Raw genomic sequence first — 20,827 nt, 5'->3', positions numbered from 1 at the left:
AAGGCCATCGACCAGGTCTTCGACCTGCGCCCGGCCGCGATCATCCGCGACCTCGACCTGCTCCGCCCGATCTACGCCCAGACCGCCGCCTACGGGCACTTCGGCCGCGAACTGGCCGACTTCACGTGGGAGCGGACCGACCGCGTGGACGCCCTGCGCCAGGCCGCGGGCCTGTGAGGCGGGCCATGCGTCCGTCCGAGGGCCGGCGGAGCGGTGCGGGGGTTCAGGAGGGGAAGTTGGCCGGCAACACACGAGCGATGGGGACGTCCGTGACCAGCCGTGCGCTGGCCATACTCGGCGCCTTCGACCGGGGCCATCAGGCGCTGTCGCTGTCGCAGATCGCCCGCCGGACCGGGATTCCGCCGGCCACGGCGCATCGCCTCCTGGGTGAACTGCAGTCATGGGGAGCCCTGCGACGGGACGACGACAGCCGCTACCGGATCGGGCTCCGGCTGTGGGAGGTCGGTTCGCTGGCCTCGCCGCTGGCCTCCGTCCGCGATGTCGCCATGCCGTATCTGCACAGGCTGTACGAGGTGACGCGGGAGGAGGTGCACCTGGCCGTGCGGGACGGCGCCGACGCCGTCTTCGTCGAGTACCTCGGCGCGCGGCGGCACGGCACGGCCGTGGGCCACCGCGGACTGCGCAGACCGCTCGGCGAGTCGGCCGCCGGGCTCGCCCTGCTCGCCCACCAGGGCGGCCCGGCGCTCGATCCGGACGACCGCCTGGCCGAGATCCGCAGACGGGGCCGCGCGGTGCTGCCGGACCCGACGGCGCCGGGACTGCGCACCGTCGCCGTACCGGTGGTCCGGGAGGACGGCACGGCGGTGGCGGCCGTCGGTCTGTGCGTGCGGGCGCCCGAGGCGGTCGAGCGGTGGTGGGACGTGCTGACCGAGACCGCCTCCCGCATGCAGCACGCGCTGGGTCACACGGAGCGGGTGCCGTACGACCAAGCCGCCAAAGGCAGTTGGGTCGGCGCGTGAACCGCCGTCCACGCGTGATGACAGGAACGACCGGTCCGTACGCAGAGTAGTTGTAGGGTGACAGCGATGCAGGACGTGTGCCCGTGGAACCTCCTCCTTATGTGCCGCGCCGAGGGCCGTCCAGGCCGACCTCCTCGGCGCGGTGTTGGGCTTGCCCCGCGGTCGTCGGCCGTGACGACACACAACTGAGGAGCCACTCCCCCAATGCATTTCACCGGCAGTCAGCAGCAGTCCGCCGCCCGCGGTTCCTTCCCGCGGCAAAGCCCGTCCGGGATGCCCGCCGAGCGGTACACCCCCTTCACACCGGTGGACCTGCCGGACCGGACCTGGCCGGCGAAGACCGTGACGAAGGCACCCCAGTGGTGCGCGGTCGACCTGCGCGACGGCAACCAGGCGCTGATCGACCCGATGGGCTGGGAGCGCAAGATCCGCATGTTCGAGCTGCTCGTGGCCATGGGCTACAAGGAGATCGAGGTCGGGTTCCCGTCGGCCAGCCAGACCGACTTCGACTTCGTCCGGCGGATCATCGAAGAGGACCGGGTCCCGGACGACGTGGTGATCCAGGTGCTCGTCCCGACCCGCCGCGAGCTGATCGAGCGCACCTTTGAGGCGGTGCGCGGCAGTCACCACGCCATCATCCATCTGTACAACTCCACGTCCACGCTGCAGCGCCGGGTGGTGTTCGGCATGGAGCGCGACGAGGTCACCGCGCTGGCCGTGCGGGGTGCGAAGATCTGTGCGGATCTGGCCGCGAGCACCACGGACACCGGCATCAGCTTCCAGTACTCGCCGGAGTCGTACACGGGCACGGAGCTGGAGTTCGCCGCCGAGATCTGCAACGCCGTCGTCGACGTGTGGCAGCCGACCCCGGACCGCAAGGCCATCGTGAACCTGCCCGCCACGGTCGAGATGGCCATGCCGCACGTCTACGCCGACTCCATCGAGTGGATGGGCCGGCACCTCGACCGGCGCGACTCCCTCGTGCTGTCCGTGCATCCGCACAACGACCGGGGAACGGCGGTGGCGGCCGCGGAACTCGGCTTTCTGGCGGGCGCGGACCGCATCGAGGGCTGCCTGTTCGGCAACGGTGAGCGCACCGGCAACGTATGCCTCGTGACACTGGGTCTGAACCTGTTCAGCCAGGGGATCGACCCGATGATCGACTTCTCCGACATCGACGAGATCCGCCGTACCGTGGAGTTCTGCAACCAGCTCGAGGTGCACCCACGGCACCCCTACGGGGGCGACCTGGTCTACACGGCCTTCTCCGGATCCCACCAGGACGCGATCAAGAAGGGGCTGGAGGCCCTGGAGCGCGACGCCCGGACGGCGGGAGTCCCGGTGGCGGAGTTTCCGTGGGCGGTGCCGTATCTGCCGATCGACCCCAAGGACGTCGGCCGGGACTACGAGGCGGTGATCCGGGTCAACTCGCAGTCCGGCAAGGGCGGTGTCGCTCACGTCATGAAGACGGAGCACCAGCTGGACCTGCCCCGCGGTCTCCAGATCGAGTTCTCCAAGGTGGTCCAGGAGCGCACCGATCTGCAGGGGGGCGAGGTCACACCCGCGGAACTGTGGGCGGTCTTCCGTCAGGAGTACGTACTGGTGGAGGAGGCCCGCTCCGAGGACGGCACCGGCCAGGCGGCCGTCGGGGGCCGGCTCACGCTGCTCTCCCACACCAGCACCGTCTCGGACGACGGGAAGAACAACCTCGTCGCCGAGGTCCTGCTGGACGGCACCCGGCACGTCCTGGAAGGGGTCGGGAACGGCCCCATCGACGCCTTCGCCACGGCGCTGGGCGGGCTGGACCTGGATGTGCGCGTCCTGCACTACCAGGAGCACGCCATGTCCGAAGGACATGACGCCCGGGCGGCCGCCTACGCCGAGTGCGCCATCGGCCATGAGCGGCTCTGGGGTGTCGGCACCGACTCCAGCATCGTCACCGCGACGATGAAGGCCCTGGTGTCCGCGGCCAACCGCGCGTTCCGGAGGTGATCCCGCCGCGCTCCGGGACGCGTGCCGTCCGGCCCGTGTCCCGGGGCGCGTTCCGGTGCCCGTCCGCATGGCACCCCTCCGCATGGCGCCCCTCCGCCGACCGGCCTCAGACCTGTCCGCGCCGGACGCCGAACAGGCCGTAGCCGACGAGCAGCGCCGCGGCGAGCACCAGGGCGGCGTCGAGGCCGAGGCCGAGATGGAGCCCGCCGAGCATCGCGCTCTCGGTGTCCCGTCCGGCGTCCCGCAAGGCGTTGACCCGGCCGGCCAGGACGGCGCTGAGGACGGGGATGCCGATGGTGATGCCGAGCTGCTGCGAGCTGGTGATGAGGCCTCCGGCCAGGCCTTGTTCGTCGTCGGACAGCCCGGATGTGGCGTTGATGCCGTACGACACGACGACCGACATGTGGCCGACGGAGGCGACGCACAGGGCGGAGACAGCCGGCCAGAGGCCCTGTCGTGCTCCGGTGAGCAGGAGGACAGAGGTGAAGGCGCCCTGCACCGCCAGGCCTGCGACCAGGGTCGCCCGCGCACCGATCCGGGCGACCACCCTGGAGGAGAGCATGCCGGTGGCCGCCAGCACCACGCCCTGCACGCCGAAGACCAGGCCGGTCCGCAGCGAGGACAGCCCCAGCACGTCCTGGAAGTAGAGGGTCAGCAGGAAGATGACCGAGCTCATCATCGAGAAGGTGGTGACACCGGCCAGATTGCCGAACGCCACGGTGGGCCTGCGGAGCAGCCGCAGCGACACCAGCGGCTGCCGGGCCCGCGACTCGGCCACGACGAAGGCCGCGAGCAGCAGCAGGCCCACGGCCATGGCCACGACGACGTCCGCCCGGCCGAAGCCCTGATCGGCGGCGGTGGACATGGCATAGATGATCGCGAGGAGGCCGCCGGTGGCGGTGACCGCCCCGGGCACGTCGATCTGCGGGCGCTGGGTGCAGCGGCTCTCCGGCAGCAGGAACGGAGCGCTGATCACCAGCACCACACCGGCGACCGCCAGCAGCGCCATGGTGGAACGCCAGCCCAGTCCGCTGGTCATGGCGCCGCCCAGCAGCATGCCGATGGTGAAGCCCAGGGACAGCACGGTGCCGTTCACGGCAAGCGCCCTGTTGCGTTGCGGGCCTTCCGGAAAGATCGTCGTCAGCAGCGACATGCCCGTCGGGATGACCGCGGCGGCGCCGATGCCCTGCAGCGCGCGGGCGGCGAGGAACAGCCCCGAGGTCCCGGCCAGCGTGGCCAGCACCGAGGCGGCGGTGAACACCGCGATACCGGCGAGGAAGAAGGTGCGGCGTCCCAGCAGATCGGCCACCCGGCCGAAGAGCAGCAGGAAGCCACCGGACGGGAGGGCGAAGGCGGTGACCGCCCACTGCAGTCCGGCCTGGCTCATGTCCAGATCCCGGCCGAGCACGGGCAGGGCCACGTTGAGGATGGAGAAATCCAGCGAAATGATGAACTGGGAGGCGCACAGTACGAAGAGGACCAGCTTCGCACGCGTGCCGAGCCGGCCGGATGCCGGCCGAGCGGCCTGCTCGTCGTCGACGATGCCGGTCGATGAAGGTGCAGTTGTCATGTCCGTAAGCCTCCGGACGTCACCGGCGGGACGGGGAGTCCGTGGCGGCACTGGTGTTCACGCCACCAGTGAGGCGGCCCGAAGTGATGAAGGGGAGGACCGCGAGTGCCAAGGACGCGCGAGATCGGTCGCCGGCATGAGCTGCGCGACTTCCTGATGAGCCGACGTGCGCGCATCAGCCCGGCAGCGGTGGGACTGCCCGAGACCGCGGGGCGCCGCACGCCGGGGCTGCGTCGCGAGGAGGTGGCGGTGCTCGCCGGCATCGCTCCGTCCTGGTACCAGTGGCTGGAGCAGGGCCGGGAGATCAACGTCTCCTCGCAGGTGCTCGATGCGGTGGCGCGCGTGCTCGGACTGGACGACGTGGAGCGGCGTCATCTCTACGCGCTGGCCGGGCTCAATCCCCCGCTCCAGGAGAGCAAGCCGGCGGTGGTCCACTGCGAGGGGCTCCAGCGGCTGATCGAGGCGTGGGGCCCGAATCCGGCGACCATGCTCGACTCCTGCTGGAACACGGTGGCGCGGAACGAGTCGGCGCGGCTCGTGTTCGGAACGGACCGGCCCGAACGGAACTGCCTCGTGGCCTTCTTCCGTGACCCGGTGTTCCGCGAGCGCGCCGAGGCGTGGGAAAGGGCCGCTCCGGCGGTCGTCGCGGCGTTCCGGGCGGCCACGGCGCTGCAGCCGGACGACGAGGGCGTACGGCGAGTCGTCCGCGAACTCAGGCGGGACAGCCCGGATTTCGACCGGCTGTGGGCGCGTCAGGACGTCGGGGCGGCCGGTGTGGTGGTGAACGAGGTGGAGCATCCCGTGGTGGGCACGCTGACCTTCGAGAGCAGTCAGCTCCGGATGCCGGCGCGGCCGGACCTGACGGTGGTGCTGTACAACCCGGTTCCCGGTACGGAGACGGCGAAGAGGCTGCGCCGGCTGCTCTCGTCCGACGCCGGGGGCCGGACGGAGAGTTGACCGACGGGCGGATTTTCCACTCAGCGGACGAATCCCCCCGAGGGCGGTCACGGCGCATTCATCTGCTCACAGCCGTGGCCAGCCCTTTTTCGCTCAGTGGAACGAGGCGGTTCCATCGGCATTGCACGGGGTCTCGCCCGTATGACAGTGTCCTGCGTGTCGCAAGCACCCTTCATGCAATCGACGCTTTCACAGCACGAGAAGCGGGCGGCACTCTTTCGTCGCGCTGCAGCACGCGCGATTTTCCATGCTCGGGGGAATCACGATGCTCGATGCCGAAATGTTCACTCCGGGGCCCACCCATGTACCGCTGGGCGTGCGACTGGCGTCCATCGCGAAACTGACCCATCACCGGACCTCTGAATTCAAAAAACTCTACGACAGAATTCACAGCGGGCTTCAGGGCCTGTTCGGCACCAGTGGCCAGATCCTTGTGCTGCCTGCTTCCGGGAGCGGTGGCATGGAGGCCGTGGTGGCGAACGTCGTCGGGCCCGGTGACCGCACCCTGGTGCTCGCGGCGGGCAAGTACGGCCGGCGCTGGGCGGAGCTGTGCCGCACCTACGGGGCCGACGTGCGGGTGCACGAGGTCCCCGACGGGTCCACGTTCGATGCCGCGGCGGTCGAGGAGGAGGTGGCACGCCACCGGCCGCTGCATCTGTTCCTGACGCACTGTGAGACGTCGACCGGGGCGCTGCACGATGTGCGGACGCTGGCCGGGATCGGTCGGCGCTTCGGGGCGAGCGTCGCCGTGGACAGCATGACGTCCATCGCGGTGGAGCCCTTCCACATGGACGACTGGGGGGTGGACTTCGCCGTCACCGCCTCCCACAAGGGCCTCATGAGCCCTCCGGGAGCGGCCTTCGTGGCGGTCGGTGCGCACGCCTGGGAGCGCGTGCGGCAGTCGCAGGGTTACTCCTACTGGAACTTCCATGTGCTCCGGGCCAGCGCCCGCGACAGCACCGTGCCGAACACTCCCGCCAACGCCACTCTCTTCGCCGTGAGCGCCGCCCTGGACGCCATCGAGGCCGAGAGTCTGGCGAAGGTGTGGGAACGCCACGCCCACGCCGCCGCCGTCTGCCGGGCCGGCGTCACCGCCATGGGGCTCGAACTGTTCCCCTCCGCCCCGCCGGCCACCGGACTGACGGCGGTCCGGCTGCCTTCCGGCGGGCGCACCGACGGGCTGGTGAACGAGCTGTACGACCGCTTCGGCATCCGTATCGCCGGCGGGCAGGGAGCGTTGAAGGGCAAGATCTTCAGGATCGGGCACATCGGGTCGGTGGCGACTCTGGATCTGCTGCCCGTGCTGACGGCGCTGGAGTTCCTGCTGGTCGAACGCGGTCTGGCGGACAAGCCGGGGGCCGCCCCCGCGGCCATGGCCGACGCGATGTGGGCGCGGTTGCAGCACCCCGCGACCGTCTGAACGTCGACCGTCCCTCCTCCTCCGCCGCTCCGACCGTCGTCTGCCCCGTGCCGCCCTTCCCGCTCCGCCCGCCGCCCACCCCGTCCCTCCTGCCCTGGCCCGCGCTGCCTGCGCCGCCGACCTGCACACGTTGTGCCGTACCGGCGGGCTGCGGTGGTCCCCCTACCCTCAGGAGCCCTCGTGATCAGTAAGAGCACCCGCCGTTTCATCGGCGCCTACACCACCTTGCTGACGCCCTTCCAGCCGTCCGGAGACCTGGACGAACAGGCGCTGCGCCGGCTCGTCGACTTCCAGATCGACAACGGCGTGACACGGTTGTGCCCGAACGGTGTGACGGGCGAGGCCGCCGCCCTCACCGACCGGGAGAAGCTGCGGATCACCGAGATCTGCCTGGAGCAGGCAGCCGGCCGCGCCATGGTCGTCCCGGACGTCGGCACCGAGAACCTGACCCGGACTCTGGAACTCGCGAAGGCGGCCGAGCGACTCGGCGCCGACGCGGTCCTGGCCTTCACCCCCTACCTCGACCCGCCCACCGAGCGCGGCCTGGTCGAGTACTTCCGGAAGATCGCCGACTCGATCGGCATTCCGCTCCTCATGCACAATCTGCCGGGCCGTACGACCGTGGACACCTCCCCCGCCCAGATGGCCGAGCTGGCGGCCCACCCCAACATCGTCGGTGTCAAGGAGGGCAACCAGGACATCGTGCGGATGCGCCGCGTCCTGCACCTGGTCCGTGACGCCGACTTCGTCGTCCTGTCCGGCAACGACTTCACCGCGCTTCCGGCGATGCTGCTCGGCGGGCACGGCCATGTGTCGGTCGCCGCGAACGTCATGCCCCGGCAGAGCCGCTCCATCGTCAAGGCCGCTCTCGCCGGGGACTTCGTCACCGCCCGGGATCTGTACCTGAAGTTCGCCGAGTTCTACCGGGCGATCTACTTCGCGACGAATCCGATCGCGCTGAAGAAGGCGTTCTCGCTGGCGCACTTCGACGTCGGCGGGCCGCGTCTGCCGTTGACTCCCCTTCCCGAGGACCGGGTCGCCGAGCTGGAAACCATCATGAAGTCCTGCGAACTCCTGTGAAAGCTGGTGGACTTGTGAACCCCCTGATCGATGTGGACGCCCTGACCCAGTCGGTCTACGGCGGTGATGTCACGCGGGCGCTGCTGTACACCACGGCGGACAACCCCGGCACCCGGGTGGTCCGGGTCGCGATGGCAACAGCGGAACCCGGCCGGGGCGGCCAGTTGCACCATCATCCGAAGACGGACGAGACCTATTTCGTCGTCTCCGGGGAGGCGGAAGTCGAATTCGACGGCCATATTCACCGGCTGGGTCCCTCCTCGTGCGTGCGGATTCCACGGGGCACGAAACACCGCATCAGCAACACCGGAACGGAGACGCTTCGTTATCTCGCCTTCCACATCGGCGACGCGGACTTCCGCGGCGAGGTCGAGCACGTGAAGGCGGCACAGCTCTGATGGACGTCATCGTCGTCGGTGCCGGCAAGGCCGGCTCGCTGCACTACCGCGCCTACTCCCGGTTGGCCCGTGCGGGCCGGCTGGACCCGGCGCGGATCCAGTTCGTCGACCACGCCGGACGGGCGGGCCGCGAACTCGCCGCCCTTCTTGCGGCGGACGCGCTGCCCGAGCGTGTGGTGCAGAGCCGGGCCCAGGTCGCCGGGACCCCGCCCGAGTCGACGATCGTCGACCTGTGCCTGCCCAGCCGGGACCTGGCTCCCGCGCTGGTGGAGTGGTGGCGTGCCGGGTACCGGAAGTTCGTCGTCGAGAAGCCGTTCCTGGTGCCGCCCGACCTGGCCGGCGAGGTCGGCCGGGTCCTGGCGTCCTCGTCGGCGGTACTGGTGCGCAACTATCTGCACTCCCGGGTGCACCGTACGGTCCGCGAGCTGGTGGCGCGCTACGATCTGGCCCCCTTGCTGTGCGTGACCAACTTCTCCAAGGACCGCCGGGCGGACAGTCGGCGCCGCCGGGGCGCCTCCGGTTCCGGCTCGCCGACGGTGTTCGAGGTGGAGATCCCCCACCAGCTCTACATCGGAGCGGATCTGATCGGTGAGGTCCGGTCGCTGGACCATGTCGACGAGACCGCCCTGGCGGGTGACGACGGCGAACGGCTCCGGCTCGGCGAGGGAGTGCTGCTGGGGCGGGCGGCCTCCGGCGCGTCCTTCATCCACTACTCGAACCTCCGCCATCCGACGATCGTCCGCAGTCTGGACCTGTTCTGCCGCGACCAGTTGTCGGTGCACGCCACCTACACGCCCATCTGCGAGGAGTTCGCGGACATCAAGGCCGGGGTCATCCTCAGCCGCGGCGACACCGTCCTGGCCAAGCACCTGTTCACCGAGGACGACAACATGCTGGCGATGATCTCGCACGCGTTCGAGACGCTGAGCGGGACCACCGGCGGGCGGGTCGACCTGGAGGATGTGCTGCGCGACAACGCGGTCATCGCCTCCGCCGTCGAGGGGACCCCCTTCCGGCTCCGGGCTCCGGCCACCGCGCGCACGGACGCGCTCCAGCAGTGGGTCGTCTCCTCGTTCCGGATGGGGCTGGAGGCGGGCATCGGACGCTCCTTCCTGGAGCATCTCGAGCACTGCCGGCGTGAGCGGCTGACGGAGGTGCTGCCCGCGCTCGCCCCGTCCGCCGCACGTCTCCCGGCACAGGCGGAGACCGGGGCGGTGCGTGAGGGAGCGCTGGTCTGATGCCGATCGAGATCAGCGGACTGCTCCACGTCGCCGTCGTGACACGGGACATCGACCGGATGACCGCGTTCTACCGAGAACTGTTCCGGGCCAGTGTCGTCAAGGAACTGCGCCTGACGACACCGGTGTTCGGTGCAGGAGTCGGTGTCCCGGGGGCCCGGGCGCGAACGGTTCATCTGCGGATCCCCGGCGCGGACACCGTCGTGGAGCTGACCATGTACGACCGGCACCGCGCCACGGGGGACGAGCGGGCCCCGGCGAACACCCCTGGGCTGCGCCATCTGGCCCTGCGCACCACCGACATCGAGGCGGCCGAGGCGGAGTTGCGGGCGTGGGGAGCCGAGATCGTCGGCGGACCGGTCGTGGTCGACGAACCGGCCGCCGCGCGCGGGACCAGGTTCCTCTACGTCCGCGACCCCGAGGGAAACCTCGTCGAGCTGATCCAGCCGCCGCCCTCCTCGTGAGGGTCGACGGCCCCGCGCCACCCCGCCCACCGCACAACGGCTACCGGAAGAGGGACGAACGCATGAAGACGAGTGCCGCCACGCGCACGTACGACGGAGAGTGGGTCGAGATCGGCGTCGAGGTGACCAGGGACGCGGACCCTTCGGCGCCCGACCGGCTGTGGTACCGGATCGAGCGTCGGCACGAGTCCCTGCTCACCGACACGATGGATCCGTTCGTGCTCGCCACCCTGTTCGCCGCCATGCGCACCGGAGAGGACCTGCACGTCGGCGGCGGGGTGACCGGCACGCTGCTGGACAACCTCGACGAGTTCCAGTCGGCCTGGCTGCAGTGGCGCCCCGAGCGGTACCACCGAGTGACGATCACCGCCGAGGAGGAGCTGCCCGACCGGGCGGGCCCCGACGACCGGTCCGCCGTACAGACCTTCTCCGGAGGCGTGGACAGCGCCTTCACCACGATCCGTCATGTGTCCCAGGCGGCGGGACGGCAGTCCCTCCAACTGACCGGCGCGGTCATGGTGCACGGCTTCGACATCCCTCTGACCGAGCGCGAGTCCTACGAGAGCCTGCGGCACCGAAGCGCTCCCCTGCTGCAGAAGGTGGGCGTCGACCTCATCCCGGTCGTCACCAACTTCCGCAGCCTGTGGCACAGTGACCTGGGCCACTGGGAGGACGCCTTCGGGACCGGCATGACCTCGGTGCTCACCCTGGTCGGCGGAGGGTTCCGGCACGGTCTGATCGCCAGTTCGGAACCGTACTCGTCGCTGCTGCTGCCGTGGGGCTCGAACCCGGTGACCGACCCGATGCTCTCCGGCGGACGGATGCGGATCCACCACGACGCCGCCGGAGTCGACCGCAACGAGAAGGTCGCCGGTCTCGCCCGGCTGTGGCCGGAGGGTGCGGACAATCTGCGGGTGTGCTGGCAGGGCGAGCACAAGGACCGCAATTGCTGCCGCTGCGAGAAGTGCATCCGCACGATCCTGAACTTCCGGGTGAGCGGCAGCGAGGTGCCGGCTTCCTTCCCGCACGAGGTGACGGAGGAGCACATCCTCAGTCTGCGTGGGCTGTCCGAGGCGCATGTGAACCCGCTGCGCCAGATCCTGGCCGCCGCGCAGGCCCGCCGTCTGGAGGAACCGTGGGTGTCGGCACTGGCGGACTGCATCGCGGCGAACGAGGAGGAGATCGCGCAGGGCATCTCCTACGAGGGCGGCTTCCCCCTGCTGGCGACGGACTCCGGCCGGTAGCGGCCGTTCACGCCGTCCGTGACCGGACCGGACCCCGAGAAGGAGTGCCCGTGTACGCAGTGGTGGCCCGCTTCGAGGTGAGACCCGAGGCCGTCGAGGAGTTCGACGCCCTGGCACAGTGGCGCATCACGGAGGCCGCCCGGAACGAACCGGGTCTCGTGGCGTACGCCGTCCACCGGGTGGACGGCGAACCCCTGGCCCGCGTCTTCTACGAGATCTACCGGGACCGAGAGGCCTTCCGGGAACACCGTGCCACCCCTCAGACCGCCGAGTTCCTGGCCCGGCACGCGCAGTACGTCCAGGGCAGCCCCCGGATGGAGCTGCTGGAACCCCTGCACACCGCGGGCCGGCTCACCGACACACCCGTGTGATCGGCCCCCCTTTTCCCCACGGAGAGGCAGGAAGCCCCTTGACCACGTTCACGCCGCACCACGTCGCGCTGACGGTCGGCGACCTCGACGCGTCGAAGTCGTTCTACGGATATTTCGGTTTCCGGCTGGTCGCCGAGTGGAGCAAGAGCGACAAGTCACTGACCATCTCCCATCTGCGGAAGGAGGACGGCTTCGTCCTGGAGCTGTTCCACTACTCCGACGACGGCACCCGGCCGCGTCCCGAGTTCCAGGTGGGCAACAACCTTCCGGAGATCGGCGTGAAGCACGTCGGGTTCAGCGTGCCCGACCTGGAGCGGACCCGCTCGGAGATCATCGAGGCCGGAATCGGGGAGGTGACGCCGATCGCCCGTGGGCGCACGCTCGTCGACTACTTCTTCGTCCTCGACCCGGACGGCATGTACGTCGAGGTCGTCAACGACTCCCGCGACCTGGACCCGAACTCCCCCCTGATGCTCTCGGACTCACCGAACCACTGAAAGGTCCCTCACCATGCCCGTCTCCTCCTTCATGGTGCCGCTCGGCACTCCGGCGCCGGAACTCGCCCTGCCGTCCGTCGGCGGTGACGGCGACGTCCGGCTCGCGGACTTCCACGGCGCACCGGCCCTGCTCGTCGCCTTCCTGTCCAACCACTGCCCCTTCGTCCGGCACCTGGAGAAGGAGCTGGGCGAAGTGGCCGGTGAGTTCCCCGAGTGCGCGGTGGTGGGGGTGTGCGGCAACGACCCCGGCGTGTCACCCGACGACGGTGTGGAGGGACTGCGCGCCCAACTGGCCCGCACGGGCTGGTCCTTCCCCTATCTGGTCGACGCGGACCAGTCCGTGACGCGGGCCTACCGGGCGGCCTGCACCCCGGACTTCTTCCTGTACGACGCCGATCGGCGACTGGCCTACCGCGGGTCGTTCGACGACTCCACGCCCGGCAACGGCCGGCCGGTGACCGGGGAGCGGCTGCGGACCGCGCTCCGGCAGGTGCTGGCCGGCGAACCGGTGCCCGAGCCGCACCACCCGAGCATGGGCTGCTCGATCAAGTGGTCCCCGGAGAACGAGCCCGCCTGAAGCCTTTCGTCCGGATCGATCCGGATCAGGGAGCGGGGTCCGGTGCCAGGGTCCCGCGAGCCCGGCGTGATCCGAACGAGAGGCCCTGGCCGCCACGGTCCGCCGAAGGACGAGGAAGCGACGAACACATGGCCTTGAAGCTGTCCGTGCTCGGCGTGGGCTATCTCGGCGTGACGCACGCCGCCTGCCTCGCGCAGTTGGGGTTCGAGGTGCTGGGCCTCGATGTGGACCGGCACCGGATCGACCGGCTTCGCGCCGGAGAGGTGCCGTTCCACGAGCCGGGGCTGGACGAGTTGGTGCGCACCCACTGCCGCACCGGCCGCCTCAGGTTCACCACCGATTACGCCGAGGTCGGCGCCTTCGCGGACGTCCACTTCCTCACCGTGGGGACCCCGCAGGCAGCGGACGGTGACAGGGCGGACCTCCGCTTCGTCGACGCCGCCGCGGACGCTCTGGCTCCCCGTCTGTCCCGGCCGTGTCTGGTGGTCGGCAAGTCGACGGTGCCCGTGGGTACCGCGGCGCGACTGGCGGCGCGGCTCGCCGCCCGGACTCCGGCGGGGGCCCGGGCGGAGGTCGCCTGGAACCCGGAGTTCCTCCGTGAGGGGACGGCGGTGACCGACACGCTGCGGCCCGATCGGATCGTCGTCGGCGTGGCGTCGGCGCGGGCCGAGGGCCTGCTGCGGGAGATCTACGCGCCGGCACTCGAGGCGGGTACGCCCTTCCTCGTCACGGACCTGGCCACCGCCGAACTCGCCAAGGTGGCGGCCAACTCGTTCCTGGCCATGAAGATCTCCTTCATCAACGCCGTGTCCGAGGTCTGTGAGGCGGCGGGCGCCGATGTGCTGGCGCTGGCCCGGGTCATCGGCCATGACGCACGGATCGGCCACCGTTTCCTGGGCGCGGGAGTCGGCTTCGGCGGCGGTTGTCTGCCCAAGGACGTCCGTGCCTTCCGCGCCCGCGCCGAGGAACTGGGCTGCACCGCGGTCGGCACGCTGCTGGGCGAGGTCGACCAGGTGAACCTGCGCAGCCGCCGACGCGTGGTCGAACTGGCACGCGAGTCCGTCGGCGGAGACCTCGCCGGGCGTCGTGTCGCGGTGCTGGGCGCCGCCTTCAAGCCCGGCACCGACGACGTGCGTGACTCTCCGGCGCTGGACGTGGCGTCCGCCGTGTCCCGGGAGGGGGCGAAGGTCGCCGTCTACGACCCGATGGCGGCGGCCAACGGCCGCCGTGCCCGTCCCGACCTGGAGTTCGTGGACTCGATGCGCTCCGCCGTGACCGGGGCCGAAACCGTCCTGCTCCTCACCGAATGGGAGGAGTTCCGCCGGGCGGACCCGGCCGAGCTCGCCCGCTGGGTGTCGGTCGCCTCCGTCGTCGACGGCCGCAACGCGCTCGACCACGTCGCCTGGTCGGCGGCCGGGTGGACGGTGCGAGCGCCGGGCCGCCCGGGCTTCCCCCCGCTGCTGTCCGGCCCGGCGGCCTGAGACCCGACGCACTTCCTCTTCGTCAACGACGCGGCGGCGCGGTCCGCCGCTGTGCCCGAAGGAGGCCCAGATGGCCGAGGCACCACCGGATCTGATGGCCCGTCTGGACGGTCTGCCGATGACACCGGTGCTGCGCCGGCTGATCGCCACGGTGGGTCTGGCCCTGTTCTTCGACATGTTCGAGATCTTCATGTCGGGCATGCTCGCCGCCGTGATGAAGGAGCGTCACGGCCTGGGCCAGACGCAGACGTCGGCGGTGATCGCCTCCGTCTTCGTCGGCATGTTCGTCGGGGTGCTCGTCATGGGGCGCGTGGCCCACCGGGTCGGCAGACGCAGGGCGTTGCTGGCGGCCGTCGCGGTCTACACCCTGTTCTCCGCCGCGGGTGCGTTCAGCGCGGACGTGTGGATGCTGATCGCCCTGCGGTTCCTGGCCGGACTGGGCATCGGCCCGGTCCTGCCGCTCGCCGACGCCTATCTGGGCGACCTGCTGCCGGTCCGCTCCCGCGGCCGGCTGACGGCCTGGGCGTACACGGCGGCCTTCACGGGAGTGCCCGCGGTGGGTCTGATGGCCCGCTGGCTCCAGCCCCGGCAGCCGCTCGGGCTGGACGGCTGGAGATGGCTGCTGCTGATCGGGGCGGCGGGCGGTCTGTGCGTCCTCGCGCTGCGCGGCCGGCTCGTGGAGTCCCCGCGCTGGCTCGCGTCGGTGGGCCGGGTCCGGGAGGCGGAGGCGGCGCTGGCCCGGCTGGAGGGAGGCACGCCGCCGGTGCGGTCATCCGCGCGGACGGTCCCGACCGCACCCCGCGCCGCGTCCCCGGCCGCCGGCGCACGGGACGAAGCGCGTCTGTCCCCCGTGCACCGGCGCAGGGTCGGCATGCTGGCCGTCTTCCACCTGCTGCAGGCGTTCGGCGGTTATGGCTTCGGCACCATGGCACCGCTGGTGCTGGCGGAGAAGGGCTACTCGATCGTCCACAGCCTGCTCTTCAGCGCGGTGACGTTCCTGGGCTACCCGCTCGGTTCGGTGCTGTCGGTCCCGTTGATCGAGCGGGTCCAGCGCAAACACCTGATCGTCGCGACCTCCCTGGCGATGGCCGGCTCCGGCATGCTGTTCGGGTTCGCCGGCGGCGAGACGCTGATCATCGTCTCGGGCCTGGCGTACACGGCCGTCAGCAACGTGTTCTCCAACGCGTACCACGTCTACCAGGTGGAGATCTTCCCCACCGCGTACCGGGTGTCGGCCGTGAGCTGGACGTACTCCGTCTCCCGCATCTGCACGGCCGCCATGCCCTTCATGATGGTGCCCTTCCTCGACGCCCACGGGCCGGGCGTGCTCTTCGTCGCGGTGGCGGTGACACTGGTCCTGATCGCGGTGGACATCGGGCTGCTCGGGCCCACCACCAACGGGCTGGCGCTGGAGGAGATGAACGAGGCGCTCGCGCTGCCGCAGAGCGGTTCAGACAGCGTCGCCGTGCTGGTCCGGCCGCGACGAGGACGGTAGCGGACCGGGGCCGCCGTCTTCCCTGCTCCCGGCCCCGGAGCCGGCGGTTTCGCGGCGCCGCACGCCCAGGGCCGGGATGAAGACCTGCGCCAGCGGTCCGATCGCCAGGGCGTAGACGACGGTGCCGATGCCGATGGTGGCCCCCAGCAGGAAGCCGATGACGAGCACGGACAGCTCGATCACCCACCGCACGCCCCGGATCGAGTGACCGCGGGCGGCCCAGCCGGTCATCAGGCCGTCGCGTGGGCCGGGCCCGAGCCCCGCCCCGATGTAGGCGCCCGTGGCCACCCCGTTGAGCACGACACCCGCGATCAGGACCGCCCAGCGCGCCCCCGGCGATTCCGGGGCGGTGGCCCAGGCCAGCACCACGTCCATCGCCGTACCGACGAGCAGGACGTTGAGCACCGTGCCCAGGCCGGGTCGGATGCGCAACGGGAGCCACAGCAGGAGCACGAGGGCACCGATGATGTTGGTCCACATCCCGATGCCCAAACCGATGGTGCGCGACAGGCCCTGGCTGAGGGCGTCCCACGGTTCGACGCCGAGTCCGGACAGAACCACCAGCGCGTCGCTGGCACCGTACAGCCACAGACCGAGCAGGAGTTGCGTCAGCCGCCGCACGGGCCGGTCGGGGACGAGCGGCAGTGCGCGGGCCCGGCGCATCCGGCGCTCCGGCCCGCCGGGCGGCCGTGCGCCGGACCCGGTGGCGTCGTCATCGCGTGTGGAGGTCATGCGTCCTTCCTGGTCATGGGTGCGGGGACGAGGGCACCGCGGGGCGTGCACGGGTGCCGAGCCACCGCGCCATCGCGTCGAGGTAGGCGGGTACGTCCTTCAGGAAGGCGTCGTGCCCGTGGCGGGACGACTCCTCGTGCACATGCGCGCAGCGCACACCGGCTTTCAGCAGCCGCTCGGCGATGAACCGGCTGTGGTCGAGGCCGAAGAGGCGGTCGGACCGGAAGCTGAGGACGCACACGTCCGGGTCGGCCGCGGCGATGTCGTCATGGGGCTCCGCGAAGGGGTCGAACCGGTCCATGGCCGCGGTCAGACACAGATAGCTGTTCGCGTCGAAGCGCTTGGTCAGCTTGTGCGCCTGGTGTTCCAGATACCGCTCCACGGCGTACGGTCCGGGCAGGGTGTACGGGGCCGACCGGCCCTCCCTCCCGGGGGACAGGTCACGGCCGAACTTCGCCTCCAGCGACTCCTGCGACATGTAGGTCAGATGGCCGACCATCCGGGCGATACCGAGCCCGGTCACAGGGGGGTCGCAGGCCGGGTACCGGCCGCCGCGGAAGCGGGGGTCGGCGAGGATGGCGGCCCGTGCCACGGCGTTCTGCGCGAGGTTGTCGGCGCTGAGCCGGGCGGACGTGGCGATCAGTCCGAAACGCCCGGCGTCGCGGGGGTGCCGCAGGAGCCACTCCAGGGCCTGCATCCCGCCGAGGGAGCCGCCGACCACCGCGTACAGCCGCAGGGGAACGCCCAGACGGCGCAGGAGTTCGCGGTGCACCGTCACCATGTCCGCGACCTCGATCTGCGGGAACGGCGCCCGTGCCGGCCACCGCGGATCCGGTGCCGGACCCGTGGTTCCGGCGCATCCGCCGAGCACGTTGGCGCACACGACGTGGAAGCGGCGCGTGTCGATGGGGCGGTGGGGACCCACCATGGCCTCCCACCAGCCGGGACGGTCGTCCGAGTGGTGCCTTGTCACATGGGAGTCGCCCGTCAGGGCGTGGCAGACGAAGACGGTGCGCTCACCGGACGGGTCCGGCGGCCCGAACCGTTCGTAGGCCACGTGGACATCGGTGAGCGTCCGCCCGGACCGCAGCCGCAGCGGACGGTCGGCGCCGAAGAGCACGGCTCGCTCGACATGGCGGGAGACGGCCGTCATCGGCGGCTCCCGGCGTGTGCGGCGGCCGCCTCACCGAACGCGGTGAACAACTGCCGGGACACCGGGTCCGTCGCGGCGTACCACTCGGGGTGCCACTGGACGGCCAGGCAGAAGGCGGAGGCGTCCGCGGCGGACGCCGCCTCCACGACACCGTCGGCGGCCGCCGCCTCCAGTCGCAGGCCCGGAGCGAGGACCCCGATCGCCTGTTGGTGCAGGGAGTTGACCCGCAGTGTCCGCCGTCCGGTGGTCCGGGCGAGCAGCCCGCCCTCGGCGACGGTGACGCCGTGCCGGGGCAGGTACTGCTCGTCCCGGGGGAGCGAGAGATCCTCCCGGTGCTCCGCGCCGAGGGGCAGGCCGCCGATGTGCCGCAGGGTTCCCCCGTAGGCCACGTTCAGCTCCTGCAGTCCGCGGCAGATGCCGAGCAGGGGCAGTCCGGCGCGGATCGTCCGCGGAATGGTGGACAGCGCGAGTTCGTCCCGTTCCGGTGCCCGTCTTCCGGGCAGGGGCGGGCCGCCGTAGCGCGCGGGGTCGACGTCGGATTCGTGACCGCCCAGCACCAGCCCGTCGAACCGGTCGAGCACGTCGGGCAGCAGGGCCGCGGGACCCGGAAGGAGCGCCACGGCGCAGCCCGCGACGGTCTCCAGCGCGGTGACGTACGCCTGCCGCACGGCGGGGTGCGGCACACCGTCCACGTCCTCCATCACACAGGCGAGGGCGACAAGCGGTGTGCTCATACGGCTCGCAGGGCCTGGGTGAGATCGGTGATGAGGTCGTCGATGTGCTCGACGCCGACCGACAGCCGGACGGAACCCTGGGTGACTCCCGCGGCGAGCTGCTGTGCCTCGGGCAGTTGGGCGTGGGTGGTGGAGGCGGGATGGGTCGCCATGGACCGTACGTCGCCCACGTTCGTGACATGGGAGACCAGGGTGAGCGCCTCGATGAACCGGCTGCCGGCCTCCCGTCCGCCCTTGATCTCGAACTGCACGAGCGGCCCGCCGTTCCCGCCCAGCAGGCGGCGCACCCGGTCCGCTTCCTCGCCCGTGGCCAGGCTCGGGTGCCGGACGCGCTCCACCAGCGGGTGCTCGTGGAGGAAGCGCGCGACCCGGGCGGCGTTCTCGCCGTGGGCGCGCATCCGCAGCGGCAGCGTCTCCAGTCCCTGCAGCAGCAGGAAGGCGTTGAACGGGCTGAGGCAGGGGCCGAGATCCCGCAGCAGGGTTTCCCTGGCCTTGAGCAGAAAACCGCTGCGGCCGAGCGGGCCGCTCAGCGCCTGGCCGGTCCGTGTCCACACGACGCCGCCGTGCGCGGGGTCGGGGGTGTTCATGAGCGGGTGGCGTGCGGCGTGCCGCTCCCAGTCGAAGGTGCCGGAGTCCAGGATGAGGCCCCCGATGCTGGACCCGTGGCCGCCGATGTACTTGGTGGCCGAGTACACCAGGATGTGCGCTCCGTGCTCGATGGGCCGCAGCACGTACGGCAGCATGGTGTTGTCCAGGACCAGCGGCACGCCATGGGTCTCGGCGAGCGCGGCGACCTCTTCGACCGGGAAGAGCCTCAGCCGGGGGTTGGGCAGTGTCTCGCCGAAGTAGCAGCGTGTGCGGGCATCGGTGGCCGCACCGAAGGCGGCCGGATCCGCGGGGCTGACGAAGCGCGTCTCGATGCCGAACCGGGCGAAGGTGTTCGCCAGCAGGTTCCAGGTGCCTCCGTACAACTCGTCGGAGGCGATGATGTTGTCCCCGGCCTGGCACAGGTTCAGGAGGGCGAGGGTGATGGCGGCCTGGCCGGAGGCGACCGCGAGTCCCGCGACGGCGCCGTCGACGGCGGCCATCCGCTCTTCGAGGACGTCACAGGTCGGATTGTTCAGCCGGGAGTACGCATGGCCGTCCGTGAGAAGGTCGAAGATCCCGGCCGCGGCGGCGGTGCTGGGCAGCTCGTAGGCCGCCGTCTGGAAGATGGGCGTCACCACCGGAGGGGTGACGCCCAGCCGTGACTGCCAACCGCCGTGCACCGCGGCCGACTCGGCCCTGGCGAATGCCTTCGGCCCGGGAGTGCTGTTCTCATCGGCCTGCATCTGTTCCTCCTCCGACCGGGCCGGCGGCCGCCATGGCGGGCTCGCCCGTCTCGGCGCGGGTCATCGACCGGACGATGACCGCCATGGCGCTCGGCTGTCCCTGGGGGCCGCGGGTGAACAGGCCACCGAACGCGCTGTCGACAGCGGCGTAGGCGGGGTCCTGCAACCGGATCTCCCGCGCGCGGCCGAGGTTCCAGAAGGGGGTGCGCGGATCCAGGTGGTGCTCCAGGTGGTAGTTGTCGTTGTGGATCCCGGTCAGGAACCTCTCCCAGGTGCGGCTCTTGCGATTTCGAGTCATGTACAGATCAACATTGGAGTCGCGGACCAGCGGGGTGTGCTCCGACAGTTCGATGTACCAGCCGAGGATCTGAAATGACGTCAGATAGGGGACCACCCAGAACAGCAGCAGGCCGGTCAGCCATCCGCCGTACCAGGCGAGACCGACGACAGCGCCCCAGAAGAGCCAGAACCCGGCCCGGTCCAGCGCCTTCTTCCGCCGCTGCCCCGGTGAACGGTCCTGCGGCCGCCCCTGCCCCGTGCGCAGCATCCGATACCGGTTGCGCACCAGGTACCGCAGGTACGCCCAGGTCTGTGAGCCCAGCAGCGGCATGAGCACGACGCGGCGCACGTAGGACGCCGGGGCCGACTTACGGTAGGCGCCTTGCTCGATGAAGAACCGCAGGTCCGGGTCGGCGTCCGGACTGCCCAGCCGGGGGTGATGGGTGAAGACGTGCGAGAGCTTGTACGCGTAGTGCTGCTGGAAGATCGGATACGCGGTCAGCAGTGTGCCGACGAACATCTGCAGTCGCCGGTCGGCCACACCCACCCCGTGCGCACAGTCGTGCAGCAGCGTGGACAGGCCCCGCTGACGGGCCCCGATGATCAGCGCGGCGAACGGATAGGCCCAGTGGGTTCCGTAGACGCAGACGGCCACGGAGAGGGCCATCCACAGCACGTCCTCGGCCCAGGCCAGGAGCGTGTGCCAGTTGTCGGGTTCGTTGAGAGCTCTCAGACGCTGTTCCACCTCGGCCGGGAACCGGTGCATCCGGTAACGGCGCCCGTCGTACGCCCACGCGGAACCCGCGGGTAACGATGTCATTGAAGACCCCCTCG

Annotated in this window: 21 protein-coding genes; 15 read left to right on the top strand and 6 right to left on the bottom strand. The window is 70.8% G+C overall.

The window, feature by feature from the left end:
- From ABZ484_RS19415 to leuA, 3 genes are all read left to right on the top strand, one after another.
- Positions 1 to 177, top strand: a 177-nt coding sequence (locus tag ABZ484_RS19415; protein WP_358867117.1) for a methionine adenosyltransferase domain-containing protein, incomplete at its 5' end; no start/stop codon positions are given.
- A 92-nt stretch (positions 178 to 269) separates the two neighbouring features.
- Entirely contained in the window at positions 270 to 980 is a 711-nt protein-coding gene (locus ABZ484_RS19410) for an IclR family transcriptional regulator (protein ID WP_358867112.1), read from the top strand.
- A gap of 204 nt (positions 981 to 1,184) precedes the next feature.
- Positions 1,185 to 2,972: a 2-isopropylmalate synthase gene (gene leuA / locus ABZ484_RS19405; protein ID WP_358867111.1), complete on the top strand. Its 1,788-nt coding sequence runs from the start codon at positions 1,185 to 1,187 to the stop codon at positions 2,970 to 2,972.
- Positions 2,973 to 3,078: 106 nt separating this feature from the next.
- On the opposite strand, the gene ABZ484_RS19400 is transcribed toward leuA, so the two are convergent.
- Entirely contained in the window at positions 3,079 to 4,542 is a 1,464-nt protein-coding gene (locus ABZ484_RS19400; RefSeq protein ID WP_358867110.1) for an MFS transporter, read from the bottom strand.
- 156 nt (positions 4,543 to 4,698) lie between these two features.
- On the opposite strand from ABZ484_RS19400, the gene ABZ484_RS19395 reads away from it, so the two are divergent.
- From ABZ484_RS19395 to ABZ484_RS19340, 12 genes are all read left to right on the top strand, one after another.
- The gene (locus ABZ484_RS19395; protein ID WP_358867116.1) at positions 4,699 to 5,499 is read left to right on the top strand and encodes a helix-turn-helix transcriptional regulator; all 801 of its coding nucleotides are present in this window, start codon (positions 4,699 to 4,701) and stop codon (positions 5,497 to 5,499) included.
- Between the two features lie 247 nt (positions 5,500 to 5,746).
- Positions 5,747 to 6,919: an alanine--glyoxylate aminotransferase family protein gene (locus ABZ484_RS19390; protein WP_358867109.1), complete on the top strand. Its 1,173-nt coding sequence runs from the start codon at positions 5,747 to 5,749 to the stop codon at positions 6,917 to 6,919.
- Between the two features lie 180 nt (positions 6,920 to 7,099).
- Positions 7,100 to 7,999, top strand: coding sequence for a 4-hydroxy-tetrahydrodipicolinate synthase (gene dapA / locus ABZ484_RS19385; protein WP_358867108.1), 900 nt, complete (start codon positions 7,100 to 7,102; stop codon positions 7,997 to 7,999).
- A 32-nt stretch (positions 8,000 to 8,031) separates the two neighbouring features.
- Entirely contained in the window at positions 8,032 to 8,397 is a 366-nt protein-coding gene (locus tag ABZ484_RS19380) for a cupin domain-containing protein (protein ID WP_358867107.1), read from the top strand.
- Positions 8,397 to 9,635, top strand: coding sequence for a hypothetical protein (locus tag ABZ484_RS19375; RefSeq protein ID WP_358867106.1), 1,239 nt, complete (start codon positions 8,397 to 8,399; stop codon positions 9,633 to 9,635). Before ABZ484_RS19380 ends, ABZ484_RS19375 begins: the two co-directional genes overlap by 1 nt.
- On the top strand, positions 9,635 to 10,099 hold the full coding sequence (locus tag ABZ484_RS19370) for a VOC family protein (protein ID WP_358867105.1): 465 nt from the start codon (positions 9,635 to 9,637) through the stop codon (positions 10,097 to 10,099). Before ABZ484_RS19375 ends, ABZ484_RS19370 begins: the two co-directional genes overlap by 1 nt.
- 62 nt (positions 10,100 to 10,161) lie before the next feature.
- Positions 10,162 to 11,343, top strand: a complete 1,182-nt coding sequence (locus ABZ484_RS19365; RefSeq protein WP_358867104.1) for a hypothetical protein — start codon at positions 10,162 to 10,164, stop codon at positions 11,341 to 11,343.
- Positions 11,344 to 11,393: 50 nt separating this feature from the next.
- The gene (locus ABZ484_RS19360; protein WP_358867103.1) at positions 11,394 to 11,714 is read left to right on the top strand and encodes a putative quinol monooxygenase; all 321 of its coding nucleotides are present in this window, start codon (positions 11,394 to 11,396) and stop codon (positions 11,712 to 11,714) included.
- 38 nt (positions 11,715 to 11,752) lie between these two features.
- Positions 11,753 to 12,211: a VOC family protein gene (locus ABZ484_RS19355; RefSeq protein WP_358867102.1), complete on the top strand. Its 459-nt coding sequence runs from the start codon at positions 11,753 to 11,755 to the stop codon at positions 12,209 to 12,211.
- 13 nt (positions 12,212 to 12,224) lie between these two features.
- The gene (locus ABZ484_RS19350) at positions 12,225 to 12,788 is read left to right on the top strand and encodes a thioredoxin family protein (protein WP_358867101.1); all 564 of its coding nucleotides are present in this window, start codon (positions 12,225 to 12,227) and stop codon (positions 12,786 to 12,788) included.
- A gap of 128 nt (positions 12,789 to 12,916) precedes the next feature.
- Positions 12,917 to 14,269 carry a UDP-glucose/GDP-mannose dehydrogenase family protein gene (locus ABZ484_RS19345; RefSeq protein ID WP_358867100.1) on the top strand — a complete coding sequence of 451 codons (1,353 nt, stop codon included), beginning with the start codon at positions 12,917 to 12,919 and terminating at the stop codon, positions 14,267 to 14,269.
- A 70-nt stretch (positions 14,270 to 14,339) separates the two neighbouring features.
- Positions 14,340 to 15,764: an MFS transporter gene (locus ABZ484_RS19340; RefSeq protein WP_358867099.1), complete on the top strand. Its 1,425-nt coding sequence runs from the start codon at positions 14,340 to 14,342 to the stop codon at positions 15,762 to 15,764.
- Here ABZ484_RS19340 and ABZ484_RS19335 read toward each other — a convergent pair.
- From ABZ484_RS19335 to ABZ484_RS19315, 5 genes are all read right to left on the bottom strand, one after another.
- Positions 15,720 to 16,427, bottom strand: coding sequence for a hypothetical protein (locus ABZ484_RS19335; protein ID WP_358867115.1), 708 nt, complete (start codon positions 16,425 to 16,427; stop codon positions 15,720 to 15,722). The genes ABZ484_RS19340 and ABZ484_RS19335 overlap by 45 nt on opposite strands.
- Positions 16,428 to 16,509: 82 nt before the next feature.
- A complete protein-coding gene (locus tag ABZ484_RS19330; protein WP_358867098.1) occupies positions 16,510 to 17,649 on the bottom strand; it encodes a homoserine O-acetyltransferase in 1,140 nt (379 codons plus the stop codon).
- Positions 17,646 to 18,383 carry a gamma-glutamyl-gamma-aminobutyrate hydrolase family protein gene (locus ABZ484_RS19325; protein WP_358867097.1) on the bottom strand — a complete coding sequence of 246 codons (738 nt, stop codon included), beginning with the start codon at positions 18,381 to 18,383 and terminating at the stop codon, positions 17,646 to 17,648. The genes ABZ484_RS19330 and ABZ484_RS19325 overlap by 4 nt, the downstream gene beginning before the upstream one ends.
- Positions 18,380 to 19,714, bottom strand: a complete 1,335-nt coding sequence (locus ABZ484_RS19320; RefSeq protein WP_358867096.1) for a PLP-dependent transferase — start codon at positions 19,712 to 19,714, stop codon at positions 18,380 to 18,382. Before ABZ484_RS19320 ends, ABZ484_RS19325 begins: the two co-directional genes overlap by 4 nt.
- Positions 19,701 to 20,813 carry a fatty acid desaturase family protein gene (locus ABZ484_RS19315; RefSeq protein WP_358867095.1) on the bottom strand — a complete coding sequence of 371 codons (1,113 nt, stop codon included), beginning with the start codon at positions 20,811 to 20,813 and terminating at the stop codon, positions 19,701 to 19,703. The genes ABZ484_RS19320 and ABZ484_RS19315 overlap by 14 nt, the downstream gene beginning before the upstream one ends.
- Positions 20,814 to 20,827 lie beyond the last annotated feature (14 nt).

The sequence above is a fragment of the Streptomyces sp. NPDC006393 genome, assembly GCF_040628575.1.
GTDB lineage: Bacteria > Actinomycetota > Actinomycetes > Streptomycetales > Streptomycetaceae > Streptomyces.
This window is presented reverse-complemented; position numbering and strand designations above follow the sequence as displayed.